General features: G+C 44.7%; 17 protein-coding genes. 3 read left to right on the forward strand and 14 right to left on the reverse strand.

Annotated features, from left to right (window positions below):
• Nucleotides 1–90 precede the first annotated feature (90 nt).
• Together ppdK and PJIAN_RS08725 are read left to right on the forward strand one after the other, a co-directional pair.
• Nucleotides 91–2,811: a pyruvate, phosphate dikinase gene (ppdK, locus tag PJIAN_RS08720; RefSeq protein WP_068704108.1), complete on the forward strand. Its 2,721-nt coding sequence runs from the start codon at nt 91–93 to the stop codon at nt 2,809–2,811.
• Nucleotides 2,812–2,928: 117 nt separating this feature from the next.
• Nucleotides 2,929–4,050 (forward strand): mandelate racemase/muconate lactonizing enzyme family protein, encoded by a 1,122-nt coding sequence (locus PJIAN_RS08725; protein WP_201787355.1) that lies wholly within the window; start codon nt 2,929–2,931, stop codon nt 4,048–4,050.
• A 112-nt stretch (nt 4,051–4,162) separates the two neighbouring features.
• Here PJIAN_RS08725 and PJIAN_RS08730 read toward each other — a convergent pair whose 3' ends face one another.
• From PJIAN_RS08730 to gnd, 6 genes are all read right to left on the reverse strand, one after another.
• A complete protein-coding gene (locus PJIAN_RS08730; RefSeq protein WP_068704109.1) occupies nt 4,163–4,528 on the reverse strand; it encodes a hypothetical protein in 366 nt (121 codons plus the stop codon).
• Between the two features lie 729 nt (nt 4,529–5,257).
• Nucleotides 5,258–5,815 (reverse strand): response regulator transcription factor, encoded by a 558-nt coding sequence (locus tag PJIAN_RS08735; protein ID WP_068704110.1) that lies wholly within the window; start codon nt 5,813–5,815, stop codon nt 5,258–5,260.
• On the reverse strand, nt 5,802–6,494 hold the full coding sequence (locus tag PJIAN_RS08740) for a helix-turn-helix transcriptional regulator (protein WP_153802533.1): 693 nt from the start codon (nt 6,492–6,494) through the stop codon (nt 5,802–5,804). The genes PJIAN_RS08735 and PJIAN_RS08740 overlap by 14 nt, the downstream gene beginning before the upstream one ends.
• Nucleotides 6,495–6,535: 41 nt before the next feature.
• Nucleotides 6,536–7,237, reverse strand: a complete 702-nt coding sequence (pgl, locus tag PJIAN_RS08745; RefSeq protein WP_101750739.1) for a 6-phosphogluconolactonase — start codon at nt 7,235–7,237, stop codon at nt 6,536–6,538.
• Nucleotides 7,234–8,763, reverse strand: a complete 1,530-nt coding sequence (gene zwf / locus PJIAN_RS08750) for a glucose-6-phosphate dehydrogenase (RefSeq protein WP_068704113.1) — start codon at nt 8,761–8,763, stop codon at nt 7,234–7,236. Before zwf ends, pgl begins: the two co-directional genes overlap by 4 nt.
• Before the next feature lie 12 nt (nt 8,764–8,775).
• The gene (gene gnd, locus PJIAN_RS08755) at nt 8,776–9,672 is read right to left on the reverse strand and encodes a phosphogluconate dehydrogenase (NAD(+)-dependent, decarboxylating) (RefSeq protein WP_068704114.1); all 897 of its coding nucleotides are present in this window, start codon (nt 9,670–9,672) and stop codon (nt 8,776–8,778) included.
• A gap of 665 nt (nt 9,673–10,337) precedes the next feature.
• On the opposite strand from gnd, the gene PJIAN_RS08760 reads away from it, so the two are divergent.
• Nucleotides 10,338–11,537, forward strand: a complete 1,200-nt coding sequence (locus tag PJIAN_RS08760; RefSeq protein ID WP_068704115.1) for an L-serine ammonia-lyase — start codon at nt 10,338–10,340, stop codon at nt 11,535–11,537.
• A gap of 69 nt (nt 11,538–11,606) precedes the next feature.
• Here the strand turns inward: PJIAN_RS08760 and PJIAN_RS08765 are convergent, their stop codons facing one another.
• From PJIAN_RS08765 to PJIAN_RS14975, 8 genes are all read right to left on the reverse strand, one after another.
• A complete protein-coding gene (locus tag PJIAN_RS08765) occupies nt 11,607–11,813 on the reverse strand; it encodes a heavy metal-binding domain-containing protein (protein WP_084252340.1) in 207 nt (68 codons plus the stop codon).
• 18 nt (nt 11,814–11,831) lie between these two features.
• Nucleotides 11,832–13,223, reverse strand: a complete 1,392-nt coding sequence (locus PJIAN_RS08770) for an efflux RND transporter periplasmic adaptor subunit (RefSeq protein WP_068704117.1) — start codon at nt 13,221–13,223, stop codon at nt 11,832–11,834.
• A 78-nt stretch (nt 13,224–13,301) separates the two neighbouring features.
• The gene (locus PJIAN_RS08775; RefSeq protein ID WP_172795594.1) at nt 13,302–14,684 is read right to left on the reverse strand and encodes a TolC family protein; all 1,383 of its coding nucleotides are present in this window, start codon (nt 14,682–14,684) and stop codon (nt 13,302–13,304) included.
• A gap of 51 nt (nt 14,685–14,735) precedes the next feature.
• Nucleotides 14,736–18,566 (reverse strand): efflux RND transporter permease subunit, encoded by a 3,831-nt coding sequence (locus PJIAN_RS08780; RefSeq protein WP_068704121.1) that lies wholly within the window; start codon nt 18,564–18,566, stop codon nt 14,736–14,738.
• A gap of 96 nt (nt 18,567–18,662) precedes the next feature.
• The gene (locus PJIAN_RS08785; protein ID WP_068704126.1) at nt 18,663–19,001 is read right to left on the reverse strand and encodes a heavy-metal-associated domain-containing protein; all 339 of its coding nucleotides are present in this window, start codon (nt 18,999–19,001) and stop codon (nt 18,663–18,665) included.
• Between the two features lie 160 nt (nt 19,002–19,161).
• Complete coding sequence (locus PJIAN_RS08790) at nt 19,162–19,635, reverse strand: hypothetical protein (protein WP_068704132.1); 474 nt, start codon at nt 19,633–19,635, stop codon at nt 19,162–19,164.
• A 117-nt stretch (nt 19,636–19,752) separates the two neighbouring features.
• Entirely contained in the window at nt 19,753–20,289 is a 537-nt protein-coding gene (locus tag PJIAN_RS08795; RefSeq protein WP_068704133.1) for a GNAT family N-acetyltransferase, read from the reverse strand.
• A 3-nt stretch (nt 20,290–20,292) separates the two neighbouring features.
• On the reverse strand, nt 20,293–20,454 hold the full coding sequence (locus PJIAN_RS14975) for a hypothetical protein (protein ID WP_172795595.1): 162 nt from the start codon (nt 20,452–20,454) through the stop codon (nt 20,293–20,295).
• Nucleotides 20,455–20,770 lie beyond the last annotated feature (316 nt).

The following is a 20,770-nucleotide window of genomic DNA, read 5'->3' on the forward strand; positions in this document are numbered from 1 at the left end:
GTATAATCCGAAATATTATGGTTCAGCATTACGACCTGTGTGACTTTTTAATCTTAACCAATACTTTCTAATTATCACAAACACGTTATTATGAGTACAAAAAATGTTTATTCTTTCGGTAATAAAACCGCCGAAGGAGACGGAAAGATGAGAGATTTGCTTGGAGGCAAAGGTGCAAATCTGGCTGAAATGAATCTAATCGGAATTCCGGTACCTCCGGGTTTTACCATTACTACCGAAATGTGTAATGAATATTATAGAATCGGGCAAGATGCTGTTGTTCAACTTATCAAACCGGAAGTAGAAGCCGCGATGAAACAAGTTGAGGACGCTGTTGCTGGTCCGAAATTCGGAGACAATACCAATCCTTTACTCGTTTCTGTACGTTCAGGCGCACGCGCATCCATGCCGGGTATGATGGACACTATCCTCAATCTCGGTTTGAACGATGCCGCTGTGGAAACTTTAGCTGCTAAAAGCGGCAATCCCCGTTTTGCATGGGACTCTTACCGTCGCTTTGTTCAAATGTATGGTGATGTTGTTTTAGGAATGAAACCCGTCAGCAAAGAAGATGAAGATCCTTTTGAAGTAATCATCCACAAAGCCAAACACGATAAAGGCATAGTAAACGATACAGATCTCACAACTGAAGATCTCCGCGAATTGGTGGTTAAATTCAAAGCTGCCGTAAAAGAAAATACCGGTAAAGACTTTCCTACCGATCCATGGGAACAACTATGGGGAGCCGTTATGGCTGTATTTGACAGCTGGATGAACGAACGTGCAATTCTCTACCGCAAACTGAATAAAATTCCTGCAGAATGGGGAACTGCCGTAAATGTTCAAGCGATGGTATTCGGTAACATGGGCAATAACTCAGCTACAGGTGTTGCTTTCACCCGTGACGCATCCACCGGAGAAGATCTTTTTAACGGTGAATACCTTATCAACGCTCAGGGAGAAGACGTGGTAGCCGGTATCCGCACGCCTCAACAAATTACCATAGAAGGTTCACGCCGCTGGGCTGCTCTGCAAAACATCAGTGAAGATGTGCGCAAAGAGCAATACCCATCGCTTGAAGAAGCTATGCCGGCTGCATATGCAGAGCTAAATGAAATTCAGCAAAAACTGGAAAACCATAGCGCTGATATGCAGGATATCGAATTTACTATTCAGGACGGTAAACTGTGGTTACTCCAAACCCGTAACGGGAAACGTACCGGTGCGGCTATGGTTCGCATTGCCAATGAAATGTTAAAAGAAGGAATGATTGACGAAAAGACAGCCCTCTTGCGCATTGAACCTCAGAAACTGGACGAACTCTTGCACCCTATTTTTGATCCTAAAGCAGTAAAATCCGCCAAAGTGATGGCAAAAGGTTTACCTGCATCTCCGGGCGCTGCTACCGGCCGTATCGTTTTCTTTGCCGATGACGCTGAAGAATGGGCCGAAAAACGCGAAAAAGTTATCCTTGTTCGTATTGAAACATCTCCCGAAGACCTTCGTGGTATGCACGTCGCTCAGGGTATCCTTACAGCCCGTGGAGGTATGACCTCTCACGCTGCCGTTGTTGCAAGAGGCATGGGTAAATGCTGTGTTTCCGGAGCCGGAGAAATAAAAATAGATTACAAAGCCCGTACAATTACAATGCGTGGCACAACCTATAATGAAGGTGACTGGATTTCATTGAATGGATCTACCGGTGATGTTTATGATGGTAAAGTAAATACAAAAGATGCCGAAGTTAGTGGCGACTTTGCTGAAATCATGACATTGGCCGACAAATACACAAAAATGGATGTTCGCACGAATGCTGACACCCCTAACGATGCAAGAGTTGCTCGTGGATTCGGTGCAAAAGGTATCGGATTATGCCGCACAGAGCACATGTTCTTCGAAGGAGTCCGCATCAAAGCAATGCGCGAAATGATCCTTTCGAAAGATGAAGCCGGACGTCGCGAAGCCCTTAAAAAGCTGTTGCCAATGCAAAGAGGTGACTTTGAAGGTATTTTTGAAGCAATGGACGGCTTTGGTGTCACAATCCGTTTGCTCGATCCTCCTCTTCACGAATTTGTTCCTCACCAACTGGCTACTCAAAAAGAGCTTGCTACAGAAATGGGCTTAACTCTCGACGAAGTTGTAGCTGCCTGCAATTCGCTGGAAGAATTTAACCCAATGCTCGGACACCGTGGATGCCGCTTAGGAAACACATACCCTGAAATTACGGAAATGCAGGCTCGTGCCATTATCGAAGCTGCTTTGAATGTACAAGAAAAAGGCATTGACGTTCATCCTGAAATCATGGTACCTTTGGTTGGTGTTATTGAAGAGCTGAAACTTCAGGCTCAAATCATCAATGAGACAGCCGAAAAAGTATTTGCCGAAAGAGGTAAACGCATTGCATATAAAATTGGCACAATGATTGAAGTTCCCCGCGCAGCAGTTACAGCAGGCAAAATTGCTGAAGTTGCCGAATTCTTCTCTTTCGGAACCAATGACCTCACTCAGATGACCTTCGGTTATTCACGTGACGATGCCGGCAAGTTCCTGAAAGTTTATCAGGATTTAGGCATTCTGAAGAATGATCCGTTTGAAGTCCTTGATCAGGAAGGCGTTGGCGGCCTGATGCGTCAGGCTGTAGCCGGAGGACGTGCCACGAAGCCCGAATTGAAAGTGGGTATTTGCGGAGAACATGGCGGAGAACCTTCTTCTGTAGAATTCTGTCACACCCTTGGCATGAACTACGTAAGTTGCTCACCTTTCCGTGTGCCCATTGCACGCATAGCCGCAGCACAAGCCGCAGTACGCTAAGCGTCAATATAGCCAAAGGCCGCCTCTGAATACAGAGGTGGCCTTTTTTTTAAACTTTTGCAGACCAAACAAACGCGTATTTTCCATTATTGACACATAACATAATTTCAAAAGACGATGAAAGAAAATGAAGAGTTGATCATAAGTGGTGTTGACATCTACAAATCGCCTATCAAATTAAAAGAACCGTTTGTAATATCACTCGGGCCATTGACCCATGCACAAAATGTGGTCGTAGTAATTCACACCAACAAAGGAATTTCCGGTTTTGGAGAATGCAGTCCGTTCATGACTATCAATGGAGAGAGCATGGAGACTGGATTTATCGTAGGGCAGTATCTTGCAAAGGCTTTGAAAGGAAAGAATGCCCTCGACATTGCCGGATGTACCTCAACCATGACTAAAACCATTTATGCAAACTACAGCATCAAAAGCGCGTTTGATATTGCTTTATACGACATTGTATCCCAGCATGCCGGTTTACCTCTCTACAAATTCCTTGGAGGATCTAAAACTAAAAGCATATACACCGACTATACAGTCAGCATTGGCAACCCGCAAAAGATGGTGCAAGATGCAATTAAGATAAAAGAGCAAGGCTTTACTGTAATCAAAATCAAGTTGGGAGAATCAAAAGAGGCTGATATAGAACGCATACGGCTAATCAGGGAAGCCATTGGAATGGAGTTGCCCATGCGCATAGATGCCAACCAGGGATGGAAAACTGAGGAAGCAGCTGAAATATTGCAAGCCATGAAGCAATATAATATTCAACTGTGTGAGGAGCCAATCCTTCGGGAAGAATTCATGGAATTACCACGTATCAAACAAATGAGCCCCATACCGATAATGACTGACGAATCGTGCTGTAACAGCTATGATGCAAAGCGATTGAACAAACTAAACGCCTGCGATTTTTTCAACATCAAACTTGGAAAGTCGGGAGGAATTTTTGAAGCATTGAAAATAATTGACATCGCAAAACAAAACAACACGCAAATTCAAATTGGGGGCTTCCTGGAATCGCGACTTGCCTTTACAGCCTCTGCCCATCTCGCATTAACAAGCGATTTAATTATCCACTATGATTTCGACACACCACTGATGTTTGTTGAAGATCCGGTGGTAGGCGGAATCGTTTATGGAGAAAACGGAAAAGTCTCTTTGCCCGAAACACCCGGGCTTGGAGCCAGAATGGAAGATGACTATCTTTCCAAACTGGAGAAAACGAGCATTTAAGATCAAAAACAAAAATGGGTATCCGAACGTCTCGCATACCCATTTATAAGATTTCCAATTATCAACCCTGGCAAAGCCGGGCCTTGACAGTGCATTTTACCATTCATAATTTTTACTTTTCACCAAGAGCTATTTCCTGATATCTGTTTGTAAGTGTAATATTAATCATTGACAGATATTTGATGTACTGAGAATGAGTAAGAATATTTCTGGCATTTGCAAGATTGAAATTTACAGCTTTACTATAAGCAACGTCATTGTCGCTTTTGGCTGCTGTTTGCATTTTACTTGCAGTTGTTTCGAAGATATACTTCAGGTTATCAGCCTGTTCGTCATCCACATTCAAATACTTCATCAAACGATTAAATACCGGTTCGTTGTTAAAGGTATAAAATACTCCTGTTTCTACCGGGTTAATGGCATAAGTTGAAACTACACCTGCTACGAACACTACTAAAACTAACATCATCTTTTTCATAACCTAAATAATTAAAAGTTACACAATCTTTTTGTCTAAAACTAAATAAAACTACAATCTAAAAAAAAATACAAAGTTCACCCGGTGTTTTTCAGGTAAGCTTTGTATTAGAAATCTATCAACTACTTGTTTCTTTTTGACAATGCAAATTTATATGTTGTACAACATGTTTTCCAAATATTTTTTGTTTTATTTGCTATATATCCTGTTTTTTATTTTTCGTTAGTATTTATAATTTTGACATATATTATTACATATCAATACATTACACACTTTTACATATAGTGTATCATATACACTTATAAAAACAGCAAACAGAGGCCAATTTTGACACATTTCCATTCTTAATAATATATTAATATCATTTTAACACAATCGAAATTTATTCAATATCCATTTGACATTTCACTTTATGCCATATTTGTTCCATTTTCAAACATGCTGACCATTTTGCCGGAAAAATTGAATAAACCGCAAGAATCCCCATGCTATCAAACGCTTAGTCCGATCATTTTCCAATCGTCATACAAAAAACAAGCGAGGCTTCCTTTTGCTTGAAAGTCCCGCTTAAACCGACGCTCTGATTGGTAAAATCAGACAGGTTGTATTCCTATGTATATGTTATTCCGTAATTTGTCCTGCAAAAAAGGAGAAAAGAACCTGAAAGATAGTCCTCATCGCAGGAATAGAGAAGAAGGTGGAATTCAATGCTTGCTTGAGAAGCAGGCATCAGCTTAAAGAAATAAGTCCATTCATGGCAGCATACATCGTAAAACCCGAAACCGTTTTAATACCCAGTTTGGATGCAATGTTCTTTCGGTGCGAAATCACAGTATGCAAACTTATCCCCAACTGATCAGCAATTTCTTTATTAAGCAGTCCTTTGGCGACCAACGTCAACACTTCTGTTTCACGAACAGTCAATCCATCATTATTATCCTGAGAAATAGACTTATTAAGCAAGTTATCAATCTGTTTCACAAAATCAGACTCAGAAGTATTTACATTGAGAAACGGCAATGAAGAGTGCTGAAGTTCAGCTGAAAAGGTATTTCCAAAAACAACAACTTTGTTTTTCCTGGGCAAGAGATACTCAAAATGAAGAACAAACAAGTCTGCAGACACAAGAAACAGATCACAGCTATTACACTCAGAATCTGACAATTCTACCGGAGAAGTCAATAACCGAATCCCGATTCCACTGAAATTTTCGGTCAGCAGAGAACACAATCCCCTGCCTTCCAGAAAATGGCTTGTAATAACAGCTATTTTTCTATCTTTCAGCATTCTTTTCAAGATTATTTATAGCCGGATTAAGAAGCCGTTCGCAGATCTTGTTGTACTGGCGAATATCGTTTTCGAGGGTAAACAGGGCAAAGAAGACTGCATAGCAAAGATTTTGATCTGCCTCACCGGTCAGGTACTTCATCAACATACTGCGCAGATCGAATATTTTTTCATCCACCGGTTCTTTTACCGGAGAATCGGCTGGCTTTTGCGCCCATGCCTCCGGCTTGCCACTACATAAAAGCTCGATATAAGGAAATCGTTGCTTGTTATCATATTCAATTCCAGCCAACAACTCGCTTTTTATTTCCTGAAAGAAATTATTAATCACCCCAATTGTCTTGTTGTGTTCAAAACTATTGGACATCAGCGCACGCAAGTGCCGCTCCACATTAGGAAACTGCGATTGCATGATAAGATTGTTGGTATTTTGAAGATATTCGACCGTTGCAGCAACCTGACCAACCGTCAGTGGACGCTCCATCACGTACGTTTGCTGAATATACAAATTGATTACTGCCAAAAAAAGGTCGGTATCCAGATTATATTCTTCGCACACCCTCTTAATCGTTTTTTCTCCAAAACCCAGTTTGATATTAAAACGACGAATAACCGGCATCAACACATAATGCTGAAGGATTACCTCGCTGAGTTTCATATCCGATAAAATCATTGACATATCAAATCATTTTTGTTGCAAAGGTAATGAAATGCTTCAAATCACAGCAAAGAAGCCGCGTCCTTATCCAGCAGCCAGAGCAGGTTGCCGGATGCGGGATGCACTTTGGCTGCCGGATATTTATTAAAACAGTTCCTCCTTTGCAATACTATTTCTCTCACTTTAATTGCTTTATTGCTACCCGTCACCAAAAAAGCCACATAATTGGCTGCATTCACCACCTTTCCTGTAATCGTTATCCGTTTCATCCCACTATCAGGATGCGAATTAACGACACAAATATGCGGATCATTCCAAAGCTTTATTGACGAAGGAAAAATGGAAACGGTGTGACCATCATCTCCCAACCCCAGAAGAATCAGATCAAAAGAAGGGGTTTTCTGTTCGATTAGATGGGCATATCGCGCAGCCTCCTTCTCCGGATCATTCTCACCCATGATGCGAAAGACATTTTCCGCCGGAATGGGAATTTCATCGAGCAGATGCGTTTTTGTCATGCCATAATTACTCATTTCATGATCAGGAGGCACACAACGTTCATCGCCCCAAAAGAGACAAATCCGCTTCCAGTAGCCAGGTTCTTGTTTTACCTTAGCCCAGTAATCAAACAGTGCTTTCGGGGTAGAACCTCCCGAAAGACTGATATTGACCACCGGCCTGGATTCCAGTAGAAAATCCACCAAATTGACCACTTCCCGGTTCAATTCGTCGCTGGTTTCAAATATCGAAACTCCCTTCATCATAATTCACAGTAAATTCCATCATCTGCAAGATTCTTACACGGATAACGCCATGTTTGTTTCTCTCCTCCAATCAATTTATCGGCACAATCAGGTCCCCATGTTCCAGCCGGATATCCATAGAGCGGAGCATTCGGATTGTGTTTCCAAAAATCAAGAATAGGCTGTACGAAACACCATGCTGCCTCCAAACCATCGCCACGGGTATAAAGCGTTGCATCTCCCATCATTCCATCCAGTAAAAGACGTTCGTAAGCTCCCGGCACATAGGTCTCCTGCAAGTCTTTGTAATGAAAATCCATATTCACGGTTTTCACCTCAAAGCCGGCACCGGGCACTTTCATGCCGGTTTTCAACAGAATTCCCTCATCGGGGTGAATGCGCAGTACGAGCTGATTGCCCATTGTCCAGAAATCGGGATTGCTTACAAAGAGCTTATGCGGAGTTGGCTTAAAATGAATGACAATTTCAGACACACGCGTCGGCATACGTTTTCCGGTACGGATATAAAACGGCACCCCACCCCAGCGCCAGTTGTCGATAAAGAATTTCAGGGCCACGTAAGTTTCGGTTCGCGACATCGGATCGACCCCGACTTCCTCACGATAACCTTTGAAGTGACCACCCCGAATGTTCGATGACATGTATTGGCCGCGTATCACGCTGTTGAATAAATCGTGTTCCTTCAGCGGTCGAAGTGACTGAAACACTTTCATTTTTTCATTGCGGATAGCTCCGGCACTTATTTCCGTAGGAGGTTCCATCGCAACCAGGGCAACCAGTTGCAACAGGTGATTTTGCACCATATCACGAAGCGCTCCCGCGTGGTCGTAATAGCCCCCACGACCTTCCACACCGAGACTTTCGGCCGCGGTAATCTCCACCCGATCGATATAGTTCCGATTCCAAAGCGGTTCATAAATACCATTTGCAAAACGGGTTACAAGCACATTCTGAACAGTCTCCTTGCCAAGATAATGGTCGATGCGGTAAATCTGTTCTTCCTTGAAAAACTCCAGCAATAATTTATTGAGTTGGAAAGCCGAATAAACATCTTCACCAAACGGTTTTTCAATAATCAGCCGCGGAAAACCGTTGTGTCCTTTGTTGAGTCCGAATTTTGCCAGAAACTGAGGAATCAAACCATACAAAGCCGGTGGCGTGGAGAGATAAAACAGATAATTTCCTCCTGTTTGATGGTCGTGGTCAATTTTTTTGAGTTTATGTTGCAGCTTTACATATTCACTTGCTTCTTTCGTTTCAATGGCAAGATAATGAAGTTTTTCATCAAAAACGGTAAGCTTTTCTTTGCTCGGATTTTTGAAGTAGGCAAACTGACGAATGCCATCGTTCATTTTGTCGCGGAAAGTCGCATCCGTGAATTCTGTGCGGCTCACACCCAGAATAGTAAAATTTCTGGGCAACAAATCCTGCATAAAGAGATCGAACAATGCAGGAATCAATTTACGATAAGTTAGGTCGCCCGATGCTCCGAAGATCACCAGCACCTGGTCTTGTATTTGTCCCATAATCGTCCTCCCTTATGATTTTTTCACCTCGTGACCGCCAAACTGATTCCGCATGGCTGCCAGTAATTTCATGGCATACGAATTTTCCTGACGCGACTGAAAGCGGGCAAAAAGCGAAGAGGTGATAACCTGTGCGGGAACGTCAAAATCCATAGCGGTTTGTACTGTCCAGCGACCTTCGCCGCTATCAGCCACCCATGGTTGCAAATCGCTCAATTCCTGATCTTTTTCAAGCGCATTTCCGATCAGTTCGAGCAGCCACGAACGCACTACCGAACCGTTCATCCAGACTTTAGCCACCTTTTCCAAATCGACATTGTAAGGCGAATTCTTCATTATTTCAAAACCTTCGGCATAGGCCTGCATCATACCGTATTCGATGCCGTTATGCACCATCTTGGTCATGTGACCGGCACCGCCTTCGCCGCAGTAGATATATCCGTTTTCGGGAGCCAGGCTTTTAAAGATTGGTTCTGCAAAATCGCAAGCCTTTTTTGGCCCGCCATACATCAGACAATAACCGTTTTGCAAGCCCCACACACCACCGCTGGTACCGCAATCGATATACTGAATTCCCTTTTCTTTAAGTTTCTCTCCACGAGCAACAGAATCGCGCCAGTAGCTATTACCTCCGTCCACAATAATATCGCCTTCCAGAAGCAATTCTGACAATGCTTCCAAATTGATATCCACCGGTTTCCCGGAAGGTACCATCAGCCATACCAGTTTTTTACCTTCCAGTTTGCCAACCAAATCTTTCAGACCGGAAGCTGCTATAGCGCCGGCTGCAACAGCCTCATCGACTTCGGGTTGAGTAAGATTATATACCACCACCTGATGACCATCATTCAACAGGCGTTGTACCATCTTACCGCCCATCTTGCCTAAACCTATAAATCCTATTTTCATACTATAATAATTTTTTGTTTAAAGTAGCATGGAACTCCATGTTGCTCAAATTATTCCCCGATAGTCATCGGGAACCCTTAGGTATTTTAACGCAACATGATCGTTTCATTGTTACGAATCTTTTATACAATAAATATTGAACGGGATTTACCCGATAAAAAATATTCCGGCATTGCCTAAAACAAGCCGGATGAGTGATACAAAGATACGTTACGGAGAAGCGAAATGCAATTTAGAAGGGTAAAAAAACGTAAAGAACCAGTCAGAAATCTACCTCTCATACATCCCTGATTTATTACTTTGAAAAGGGGGCTTCCGCCCCTATAACCCCGACTTACTTTTTGTCTTAAAACAAAAAGTAAGCAAAAAATTCAAGACTTCGCCCGCTTCGCTCAAAAAACAGGCGTTCATGAGCGGAAGTCGCTCAAACTTGCTTCCTCCTTACGTCGGAATCTTCAAACAAGAGCGACTCTACCCGCTCTCTCACTTTGTTTTTAGCTTGCGCTGACCGTTGGTTGGCTCATCGGACGAGGTCGATCCTAATCTGCCACAGCAATCAAAAATTTATTATTCCATTTTCCCTGAAATGTATACCCGCAGACTACTTTGCAGAATAAATTTGATAATGGTCGAAAAACCTCTATTTTTGTGAAAAAATATACAGAATGGATTCAATTACCGAATTATACCGGATAGGATACGGACCTTCCAGCAGTCACACGATGGCTCCTTCAAAAGCAGCTGCCATGTTTATGGAAAAACATCCTGAAACTGACCATTTCAGAGTGACTTTATACGGAAGTCTGGCTGCAACAGGCAAAGGGCACCTTACCGACAAAGCGATTATCGACCAGATGAAAGGCAGACAGGTAGAGATTGAGTGGCAACCAAAAATATTCCTACCCTTCCACCCGAATGGCATGAAATTCGACGCTCTGGATGCAAATAAAAACATCACAGACAGCTGGCAGGTTTTCAGCGTAGGCGGCGGAGCTCTTGCAGAAGAAGGGCAATCCCAAATTAAAAACGCGATCTATCCATTCACCACCATGGAAGAAGTTCTTGATTACTGCGACAAAGAAGGACTGGCATTCTGGCAAGTCGTTGAACAATTTGAAGGGACTTCAATCAATGATTTTCTCAAGAAGGTTTGGAAAACCATGTGCGATGCCGTGGAACGGGGAATTGAAAACGAAGGAACGTTGCCCGGCATATTAAAACTACAACGGAAAGCACCCAACTACTATGTGAAAGCAAAAGGATACAGCGAATCATTGCAACGCCGTGGAATGGTATATGCCTTTGCTTTGGCAGTAGCCGAAGAAAATGCAGCGGGAGGACTTATCGTAACGGCTCCTACCTGCGGTGCCTGTGCGGTAGTTCCGGCTGTACTGTACCAGCTAAAAAAATACCACAACTTCTCCGAAGCCCGCATTTTAAGAGCTTTAGCAACTGCCGGCCTGATCGGAAATTTAGTGAAAACAAATGCCTCCATTTCGGGTGCCGATGTAGGATGTCAGGGAGAAATAGGCACCGCCTGTTCCATGGCAGCAGCCGCGGCGACCCAACTTTTCGGAGGCACAAATACTCAAATAGAATATGCAGCAGAAATGGGCATGGAGCATCATCTGGGGCTCACCTGCGATCCGGTGGCAGGATTGGTACAAATCCCCTGCATAGAGAGAAATGCTATGGCTGCCGATCGTGCTTTCAACTGTTGCACCTATTCTTTGCTTTCGGATGGGAAACACCGTATTTCCTTCGACCAAATTTGCAAAACGATGCTGCGTACCGGCAAAGATCTTGCCGCATCATATAAAGAAACAGCGCAAGGTGGTCTGGCTATATTGAAGAATATCTGCTGATTGCCAGCCTAAATTTAAAAATGCGGCTAACTTTTATACTTAAGTTAGCCGCCTTTCCCTTTCTGTCATTTATTTTTTAACCAGATCCATGCCGCACTTCGGACATTTGCCGGGATGATCAGATACCACATCCGTATCCATCGGACAAGTATAAATCACCTTTGCGGTTGGAGCCGATTCTTTGACAGCCTCGCTTTTTTGAGCCGATTTGCTACAAGAAGCAGTTGCAACCACACCCGCAATTGCCATCATCATGAAAATTGTTTTAGTCTTCATAATTATTTGCATTACAATTTATAATTCTTTCTTCACCAAGCTCATACCACACTTCGGACATTTGCCGGGATGATCCGAGACAACGTCAGCATCTTCTTTCATCGGACAAACGTAAACAATCTTTTTATGCTGTGTGCTCTTGTTCTTTGCCGGCTTTTCACCGACAACCACAGGCGCCGTTTCAGGATGGTTCATCATACTCTGTTTACCGGCCAATTGTGCTGCCGCATCGACACTGAACACACCGTTGGTGACCACATTTTCACCTTCGTGTAAACCCGCCGTTACGATAATGCTCTCGCCCAAATCGGTGCCGAGAGTTACACTCCGCATTTCAAAAGAGGGTGTAGTGGCATTCGGCACTTTGACGTAAACCACCGAGCGTGTGCCGGTCCAAAGCACTGCCGAACGCGGAACGATCAGGTCGGAAGCATTGCCTTTCAACTTTGCTTTCAACACGCCCGAAGCCAGCATTCCCGGTTTGAAAAGTGAATTTCGGTTCGGAGCTTCCACTCTGATTTTGACCGTGCGCGAACGGCTGTCGACCATCGGAGAGACGAACGACACTCTGCCGGAAAACTCTTTACCAGGCATCGACTGAAGTTCGTACGAAAGATTATCGCCTGCCTTAATCCAGGGCAGATCCGTTTCGTAAACATCAAACAACACCCACAGCCGCGACAAATCAGTCACCTCATACAATGCGGCTCCCTGCGACACATAATCGCCCTGATTGACCATTTTTTTGGTAACCACACCCGAGGTAGTCGCTTTTACGGCAAACTCCGTCACCGGACGCCCGCCATTTTCCACCACGTTGATTTGAGCCGGTGTCAATTTCCACTGGCGAAGCTTTTCGCGGGCAGCCTCTAATGCTCCGGGCACGCTGCCGTTGAGTTTCTTCGCCTCCAGCAATTCCTGTTGAGCCTGTACCAGTTCGGGTGAATAGACAATGGCAATGGTTTGCCCCTGCACTACCCTGTCGCCGGTAAAATTGATCAACAGTTTGTCGATGCGCCCCGGTAGATGCGCCGGTAGTACCGATACGGCACGTTCGTCATTTTCCACCCGCCCGTAAAGCCGGATATCTTTTGCTGCAGCGCCTTTCATAACCTGTGAAGTCTGAATATTGGCCATCTGCACAGCATCTTCCGACAAAGTAATCACTGCCGGATTCTGAGCTTCACTGTTTTGCTGCAACGGAATAAGATCCATGCCACAAAGAGGACATTTCCCCGGATGATCCTGCCGGATCTGCGGGTGCATGGAACAAGTCCATATTTGTTTGGCGCTTTCGGACTTTTGAGCGGTAACCGGATTATTTTGGAATGAATGAGAGAAGAACAACCATCCCAATCCCAGCCCGACCACAAAAATCAACGCCCATTGGATATATTTATTTCGAATCATAATTTTTTAGATCAAAGAGTCAAGAACCAAGATTCAAGACCGTCATTTTACTGAATACTGTTTACTGAGTACCGGACCCTATTTTGCCACCAGTTTCTGCAATTCCGCATATGCAATCCGTTTGTCGGTTTGAGCCTGCAACAAAGAGATCCGGTAGTCGAGCAACGATTGTTGCGTGCGCAGCAGCTCGTCGAAACCACTGCCGGAAACGGCAAACTGCGTTCGCTGCAGATTGAACCGTTGCTGCGTCAATTCACTGTTTTGCGTTGCAAGCCGCAGGTTTCGGTTGGCTTCGTCGATGGCCAGCTGCGTATCAGTCAATTCCATAAAAAGCATATTCTGCACGTTCACTGCATTTTCAGAGGCCGATTGCTCCAGTAATTGCGCTTCACGCACTGCAGCCGTATACTTTTTCCGGTAAAGCGGCAACTTGACCGACAACATAGGCATCACCATATCCTTGCCATTCATCGACGAAGTGCTCATCTCACTCTTTTGCACCACCGTATAATTCAGTCCAAGTCCCACCATCGGATACCCCATTTTCCGGTTCATCACCTGACGGTAGCGATAGGCTGCAATATCGGATTGTGGCATTTTCAGCATAGGATTGTTCTGCTTGATGGAATCAAACAAAGCAGCACTCTGATAATCGCCATCAGGTACAGCAAGCTCTGTCGGCAAATCGACCGGTGCATCCGGTTGTCGGTTGAGCAGCAAATTGAACTGCGTTGCCATCACCATCCGGCGCTGTTTCAACGAAGCAATCGCGTTTTCGAGTGTTCCAGTTTCTGTCCGCAATTGCAATAAATCATTCAAAGCCGAACCTGCTTTGCTCATAGAACTTCCTCCTCCCATTGCCGGAGACGGACGGACACTATTGTCGGGATTACCATCGGGATTCATGCCCATAGCCCCTTTTTGCGGCGACAGTTCGCTCGTTGCTGATCTCGAAGCGGTTGCCGCAATACTGCCATTCTCACTGCCCAGTTTCGCCAGCAGTAATTTTTCGAGGCTTTGTAGCAGCACCAACGTCGAATCATTGACGATGATTTGCCGGTCGGTAAACCAGAGTTGAAAATAGCTCTTTCTTACGTTGTAGAACAATTCCTCTTTCTCGGCACGGAAAGCCTCAAAATCAGATTGCGCCATCTGAGCCGCCTCGTTTTTAGCTGCTTTCAGTGTACCCGACCATGGGAACATCTGCATCAACTGGATCTGCGCCCGCTGCTTTCCTCCCAACACCTCCATCGGTTCGATAAAGTAACCGAACGACAGATCGGGATCGGGCAATGCACCTACCTGAGGCACCTTCTGCAACGAAGCCAGGTACTTGTTGTACTTAGACTTCAATGCCGGATTATTTTGAGCGGCAATCTTCAAATAGCCATCCAATGAATCCTGCGCCTTAGTCGTTCCAGCAATAAAAACAAATAGCATAAAAATTAATATCGTTCTCATTTTCAAGTTGTTTATTTCAACCATTAAGACATTAAGAATTTTCTTAATTCCTTAATGGTGTATATTGCTGTTTTTCACTTCCCGCTCTCTCCAAATTGCCTGCAAAACCGGCACCACATACATGGTCATGATCTGGATAATCATACCCCCGAAGGTTGGTATAGCCATCGGAACCATTATATCGGCACCTTTGCCGGTCGATGTCAGAACAGGCAATAAGGCAATAATAGCCACGGCGGCCGTCATCATTGCAGGACGCACCCGCTTTTTACCGGCTTCCACCACCGCTTCACGAACGGCAAGCACAGAGTCGGGTTTCCGTTCTTCAAAAATCTGATGAATGTAGGTTCCCATAATCACGCCGTCGTTGGTAGCCAGTCCGAACAGGGCAATAAAACCGACCCAAACCGCCACGCTCAGGTTGATCGGATGCATCTGAAAGAGGTCGCGCATGTTGACTCCGGCAAACGAAAAGTTGAGAAACCATCCCTGACCATACAGCCACAGCAAAATGAATCCTCCGGCAAAAGCCACAAAAACACCCGAAAAGTGGATACATGAGGCAGTTATGGTTTTGAATTGTCGGTACAAAATCAGGAATATCAGCAATAAACTGATCGGAATAACAATCGACAACCGTTTGGTTGCACGGATCTCCTGCTCGTAATTTCCGGCAAATTGATAGGTAACACCTTTGCCGAGTTTGAGCTTGCCTGCGTCGATCTGCTGCTTCAGGAACTTATCGGCCTGATTGACCACGTCCACTTCTGCAAATTCCGGTTTGCGGTCAAAAGTAACATATCCGGTCAGGAACGTATTCTCGCTCCGGATCATCTGCGGGCCACTGGCATACTCAATTTTAGCCAGTTCTCCCAGCGGAATCTGCGAACCGTCGGTCATGGCCGGAACAAGAATATGCTTCAGGTCTTCGGGTGTAGAGCGTAACTCGCGGGCATAGCGCACCCGTACCGGAAAGCGTTCGCGGCCTTCCACGGTAGTGCTCAAGGCCATTCCGCCCACAGCCGATTGAATCACATCCTGCACCTCTTTTACACTCAATCCGTAACGGGCAATCGCCTCTCGATCAATATTTATCAAAAGATAAGGCGCTGCAACCCCGCGTTCGGCAAAAACGGACGAAGCTTCGATGGATGGCATCTGCTTCAGATGCTGTTCGATGGCAATGCCCGTCTTTTCTATCGTCTCCAAGTCAGGCCCATAGATTTTAATGCCCATCGGTGCGCGCATTCCCGTGGAAAGCATCACCAAACGCGTTTCAATCGGCTGCAGTTTTGGAGCCGAAGTCAGCCCCGGCAACTGCGTCACCTTTACAATCTCCTGCCATATGTCGTCCGGTTTATGAATCTGCGGCCGCCATTGACGAAAGTAATTGCCATGAACCGCAGGGATCAACAACGATGTATCGATAACAGCAAAGCCCTGTTTTTCTGGATTGTAGGTCATATTATTTTTCAGGACATACGCACCTGAGGAATTTGTCTTGAACCGACGCCGATGTCCGTCCTGATCCAGAATATATTCCGGTTTGTAATTGATCACATTTTCAAACATCTGAGTGTTCGCCGGATCGAGTGCGGAATTGACACGCCCCCATTTTCCAACCGAAATCTCCACTTCGGGGATAGAAGCCAATCGCCGATCGAGTTGTTTTTCGTACTCGATATTGCGTTCCACTCCGGCATGAGGCATACTGGTAGGCATCAGCAAAAACGAACCTTCGTTGAGCGATGGCATAAATTCCTTGCCAATACCCGGAAAAACGGAAGTCGCCTTTTGCCAACCATTGCTTTGGCGAATGTGCCAGCCCGTTTTTTCAATGCCGTCGAAAGCAAAACCCAAAATACGATCGACACCCAACCATATCACAATGCCAAACAAAAGTGTAATTACCGGAATTGCCAGAAATTTCATTTTGTTCGCCAGACACCAGCGCAACACCGGTTCGTAGTAATGTACCATCAACGACAACAGGGTCAGCACAATGCCAACTATCAGAATGATAAAGATAAAATTGAGCGCAAAATGGTTTTGAGCGCCCAAAGGCAACCACTCTTCCGTCAGATAATACAGTGCAAACAAAATGGCGATGCCCAGGTTGACATACTTCTGATACCGTTGCCATGGTTCTTTCCACAAGTGAGCGGTCAGATTATTGATACCGACCAAGGTCAGGGCCAAAGCCGTCCAGGTTCCCCAAACGATGGAGAAAAGGAGTCCAGCTACGATCAAAATACCGTTGACGATTTTTCGCAATTTAGGGGTATTCAATTTAAACGAGAATATCCATTTGGCAAGGGTCGGCAATACCATCAGACCAAGCAGCATGGACGCCACAATGGCAAAGGTTTTGGTAAAAGCCAACGGCCGGAACAGTTTTCCTTCGGCGGCTTCCATGGCAAATACCGGCAAAAAGCTGATAATGGTGGTCAGCAAAGCCGTTATGATTGCCGGAGCCACTTCTGTGGTTGCCGTGAGAATGAGGTCGTCGTATTGTTTCTTCGAGAGATTTTTGTTTTCAGGCAGTTCGAGATGCCGGACAATATTTTCAGTAAAGACAATGCCAATATCGACCATCACTCCGATGGCAATGGCAATACCCGACAGCGCCACGATATTGGCATCCACCCCGACCAACCGCATCACAATAAAGGTCATCAACACAGCAATTGGCAAGAGCCCCGAGATGATGGCCGATGCCCGCAGGTTGGTGACAAGTACGATAATAACAATGATACATATCAGGATTTCGTGCGTTAGCGCCGTTTCCAGCGTACCAATGGTTTCGCGGATCAAGCCTGTACGATCATAAAACGGCACAACCGTCACTTTGCTCACCGTTCCGTCAGGCAGGGTTTTCGACGGCAGCGACTGCTCCATTTCCGCAATCTTCTTTTTGACATTGGAAATCACCTCCAGCGGATTCGATTTGTAGCGCGCCACCACCACTCCACCGACCGCTTCGATGCCGTTTTTATCCAATCCGCCACGACGCGTTGCCGGTCCGAATGTAACATTCCCAATCTGTTTGATCGTGATCGGCGTATTGTCTTCACTGACGGCAACAACGGCTTTTTCAATGTCTGCCAGCGATTTGACATATCCCAATCCTCGGATCACATACTCCACCTGGTTCATTTCCATGGTTTCGGCACCAATGTCGAGGTTGGAATTTTGCACCGCTTTCATTACGTCCATCACCGTCACGCCATAGGTTTTCATGGCATCGGGATTGAGATCAATCTGATACTCTTTGACATAACCTCCGATGCTACCCACTTCCGACACTCCGTCGGCCGATGCGAGCGAATATTTCACATAATAATCCTGAAGGGTACGTAGCTCCTGCGGATCCCACCCGCCGGTGGGCTTGCCGGTTTTGGGATTCCGCCCTTCGAGCGTATACCAATAGACCTGTCCGAGTGCCGTAGCATCGGGGCCCAACGAGGGCTTGACGCCTTCGGGCAATGTGCCGGGCGGCAGCGAACTCAACTTTTCGAGCACCCGCGAACGACTCCAGTAAAACTCAACGTTATCCTTGAAAATGATGTAGATAAACGACATGCCGAACATGGAAGTACTCCGTATCGTTTTCACGCCGGGCATTCCCATCAGCGCAGTTGTCAAAGGATAAGTGATTTGATCCTGAATGTCTTTCGGTGAGCGTCCCATCCATTCGGTGGCTACAATCTGCTGATTCTCCCCGTAATCCGGTATGGCATCCACCGGTACCGGATCGCGCGGCAGAAATGAGATGTTCCAATCGAAGGGAGCCGTAATAATTCCCCAGACAACAAAAATAACGAGCAAAATGATCGTTATCAGTTTATTCCGGAGAAAGAAACCGATAATCCGATTGTTCATAAAATGTACGATTTACAATTGACCATGTACCATTAAATCTGCATTCACATTACGCAAATTCAATTGGCACATTGGCATATTAAAGCATTAGCACATTTATTTACCTCTCGGATATTTGCAGCAGCCAGGCAACGCATTGTAGGTTTTCGCATCGGCTTTATACTTTTCGGTATCATGACCGACAGCTGCAATTGCCTTGCTTACTTTATCGATATTGGTTTTACTGGCATCGAAAGTAATTTTCAGCACCTTAGTCAACTGACTCCAGTTGGCGGTAGTCACACCGGCTGTTTTGGCTGCCTTTTCGATACGGACTTTGCACGATTCGCAATTGCCGGATACTTTCAGGGAGGCAGTTTGCACTGTTTTCTGAGCGTTGAGTTGAGCTGAAAATGCCACGATTATGGCTACGAGGATAAATTTGATTGATTTCATGATTATTTTTTTTTAGAACCAAGAGTCAAGACATAAGAATCAAGACTATTGAGTTCGATTCTTGTTTGTTGAATTATAAAAATAACGTATTGCTTCGACGTGTTACACGCGAAGATACAACAAGAGATTCCGGATCGGTACAATCCGAATAATCATTCAATCAAATCAAAAGGACGGATTTCAGGCTAAGCAGGTGCCTGGAGGAGTATAAAGGGGGTGGATAAACGTGTTCTGTCGTTACGACCGGACATTCGAAAATTGCAGATAACAGCTGACTGCTGGGTAAATCAACATGCCACGTAAAATCGGCATTGACGGAAATCTTAGCTATCTGATCGTTCAGATCTATTTGCAGTCGGGTGATTTTACAGCAATCTTTCGTTCCGGCGTGTGACATATGTCCGCACGACATCGGTTTTGGGGTCGAGTGCTTTGCTGCACAACAATCGGGGTCAGCAGTTTTTTCGACAGGCGCAGCCGGCTGACTGGCCATGGAAAGCTCCTTTGCAATTTTACCAATACCCTTTGCGCTGCATTCATGACAACAGTAATGAATGTAGTTGACACCACTGCCTACCAGAAATACAACACCGGCCAGCAAGGTGATGGTTAAATATCGGAACAATTGCTTCATCGGGTGCAAAGATACATTCCGGAAAGAGGCTATTAATAAACAACCGGTATGCTTTTATGTTTTTTTGAGAAAAAGGAGGAGTGAAAAATAAAAAAGTCCCGATAAACGGGACCTTCATTATAATTCTTCCAAACGCTTTAAATCGTAGTACATGATGCGGGCATCGGAGTCTACGTCGTCGTTGGTAATGTAGTAAAAACCGTTTTTTTCGTAGAAGGGAAGCGATTCCTTGATTCCTTCCACCGTAAGGAAACGGCAACCTGTAAAGCGGTTTGTCATCAGCCAGCGTTTCACAAAATCGACCACGGCCGTACCGACTTGTTGGTTTTGATAATATTTGGAAACACCCAGCTGAACCATTTTCACTGCCGGATAACTAATATATTTTTTCCCGATAGGCAGGTATTCGAAAAAATATTTTTTCCATCTACCGGTGATTGGCGTCGACTCAAGCGTAATTCTGTCGTTTGTCAGAGCCACAAAAGCAATTGTTTCGTCAGCGTTTTCTATTAAATAAGTAACCGACAACAACTGTTTGTCGTACGATTTGGCTCCGTCAAAAAGGTATGAATTAACGTCTTCACGTCCACAATCGAAAGGCTTCAATTGAAGATCCTGAGTAAGACGAATCATCTTGCATGTGGAAAAATCCATGGCTTATCGAAAATTAGAAATAGCAGCTAACTGAGCAAAGTGATTAAATGTGCGTTCTTTTTCCACACGACATGCTTTATTCACATCTGCTTCTTTCATTTCATTGATAAAATTAATCGCATCAATCCCTTTCAACACGGGAGTTTCTTTGTTCGGTTTGGTCATACTTTTGGTTAGATGAAAAAAGTCGGACAAAATTACAGCAAATAGTTTACAATGATGTTGCCGTATTGCAAAAAATAGAGCACCAGGACATGCAAAAAACATTAACTAATTCAAACTGAATTAAAAATATCCGCATACATTTCAACAAATGGCTAAAATCAATTAATTGACATTTTGTCCGTTATAAAATTGGCAAACACATCCCGTTTGTAGTTTTTAAAGAATAGAAATTTAAGAAAACATAAGTTCAAAAACGCTATCAAAAACTCCCCCGCATAAGATTCCAAAAGCAGGAAGCAACAACCTCTATTGAAAA

Source organism: Paludibacter jiangxiensis, from assembly GCF_001618385.1.
GTDB lineage: Bacteria > Bacteroidota > Bacteroidia > Bacteroidales > Paludibacteraceae > Microbacter > Microbacter jiangxiensis.

Excerpts from the sequence above, each read along its gene's own strand:
- ppdK (WP_068704108.1), top strand. The coding sequence starts at position 91 with ATGAGTACAAAAAATGTTTATTCTTTCGGTAATAAAACCGCCGAAGGA.
- pgl (WP_101750739.1), bottom strand. The coding sequence starts at position 7,237 with ATGATGAAGGGAGTTTCGATATTTGAAACCAGCGACGAATTGAACCGG.
- PJIAN_RS08775 (WP_172795594.1), bottom strand. The coding sequence starts at position 14,684 with ATGAGAACGATATTAATTTTTATGCTATTTGTTTTTATTGCTGGAACG.
- PJIAN_RS08770 (WP_068704117.1), bottom strand. The coding sequence starts at position 13,223 with ATGATTCGAAATAAATATATCCAATGGGCGTTGATTTTTGTGGTCGGG.
- PJIAN_RS08785 (WP_068704126.1), bottom strand. The coding sequence starts at position 19,001 with ATGAAATCAATCAAATTTATCCTCGTAGCCATAATCGTGGCATTTTCA.
- PJIAN_RS08760 (WP_068704115.1), top strand. The coding sequence starts at position 10,338 with ATGGATTCAATTACCGAATTATACCGGATAGGATACGGACCTTCCAGC.
- PJIAN_RS08790 (WP_068704132.1), bottom strand. The coding sequence starts at position 19,635 with ATGAAGCAATTGTTCCGATATTTAACCATCACCTTGCTGGCCGGTGTT.
- PJIAN_RS08780 (WP_068704121.1), bottom strand. The coding sequence starts at position 18,566 with ATGAACAATCGGATTATCGGTTTCTTTCTCCGGAATAAACTGATAACG.
- zwf (WP_068704113.1), bottom strand. The coding sequence starts at position 8,763 with ATGGGACAAATACAAGACCAGGTGCTGGTGATCTTCGGAGCATCGGGC.
- gnd (WP_068704114.1), bottom strand. The coding sequence starts at position 9,672 with ATGAAAATAGGATTTATAGGTTTAGGCAAGATGGGCGGTAAGATGGTA.
- PJIAN_RS08740 (WP_153802533.1), bottom strand. The coding sequence starts at position 6,494 with ATGTCAATGATTTTATCGGATATGAAACTCAGCGAGGTAATCCTTCAG.
- PJIAN_RS14975 (WP_172795595.1), bottom strand. The coding sequence starts at position 20,454 with ATGACCAAACCGAACAAAGAAACTCCCGTGTTGAAAGGGATTGATGCG.
- PJIAN_RS08725 (WP_201787355.1), top strand. The coding sequence starts at position 2,929 with ATGAAAGAAAATGAAGAGTTGATCATAAGTGGTGTTGACATCTACAAA.
- PJIAN_RS08730 (WP_068704109.1), bottom strand. The coding sequence starts at position 4,528 with ATGAAAAAGATGATGTTAGTTTTAGTAGTGTTCGTAGCAGGTGTAGTT.
- PJIAN_RS08765 (WP_084252340.1), bottom strand. The coding sequence starts at position 11,813 with ATGAAGACTAAAACAATTTTCATGATGATGGCAATTGCGGGTGTGGTT.
- PJIAN_RS08735 (WP_068704110.1), bottom strand. The coding sequence starts at position 5,815 with ATGCTGAAAGATAGAAAAATAGCTGTTATTACAAGCCATTTTCTGGAA.
- PJIAN_RS08795 (WP_068704133.1), bottom strand. The coding sequence starts at position 20,289 with ATGGATTTTTCCACATGCAAGATGATTCGTCTTACTCAGGATCTTCAA.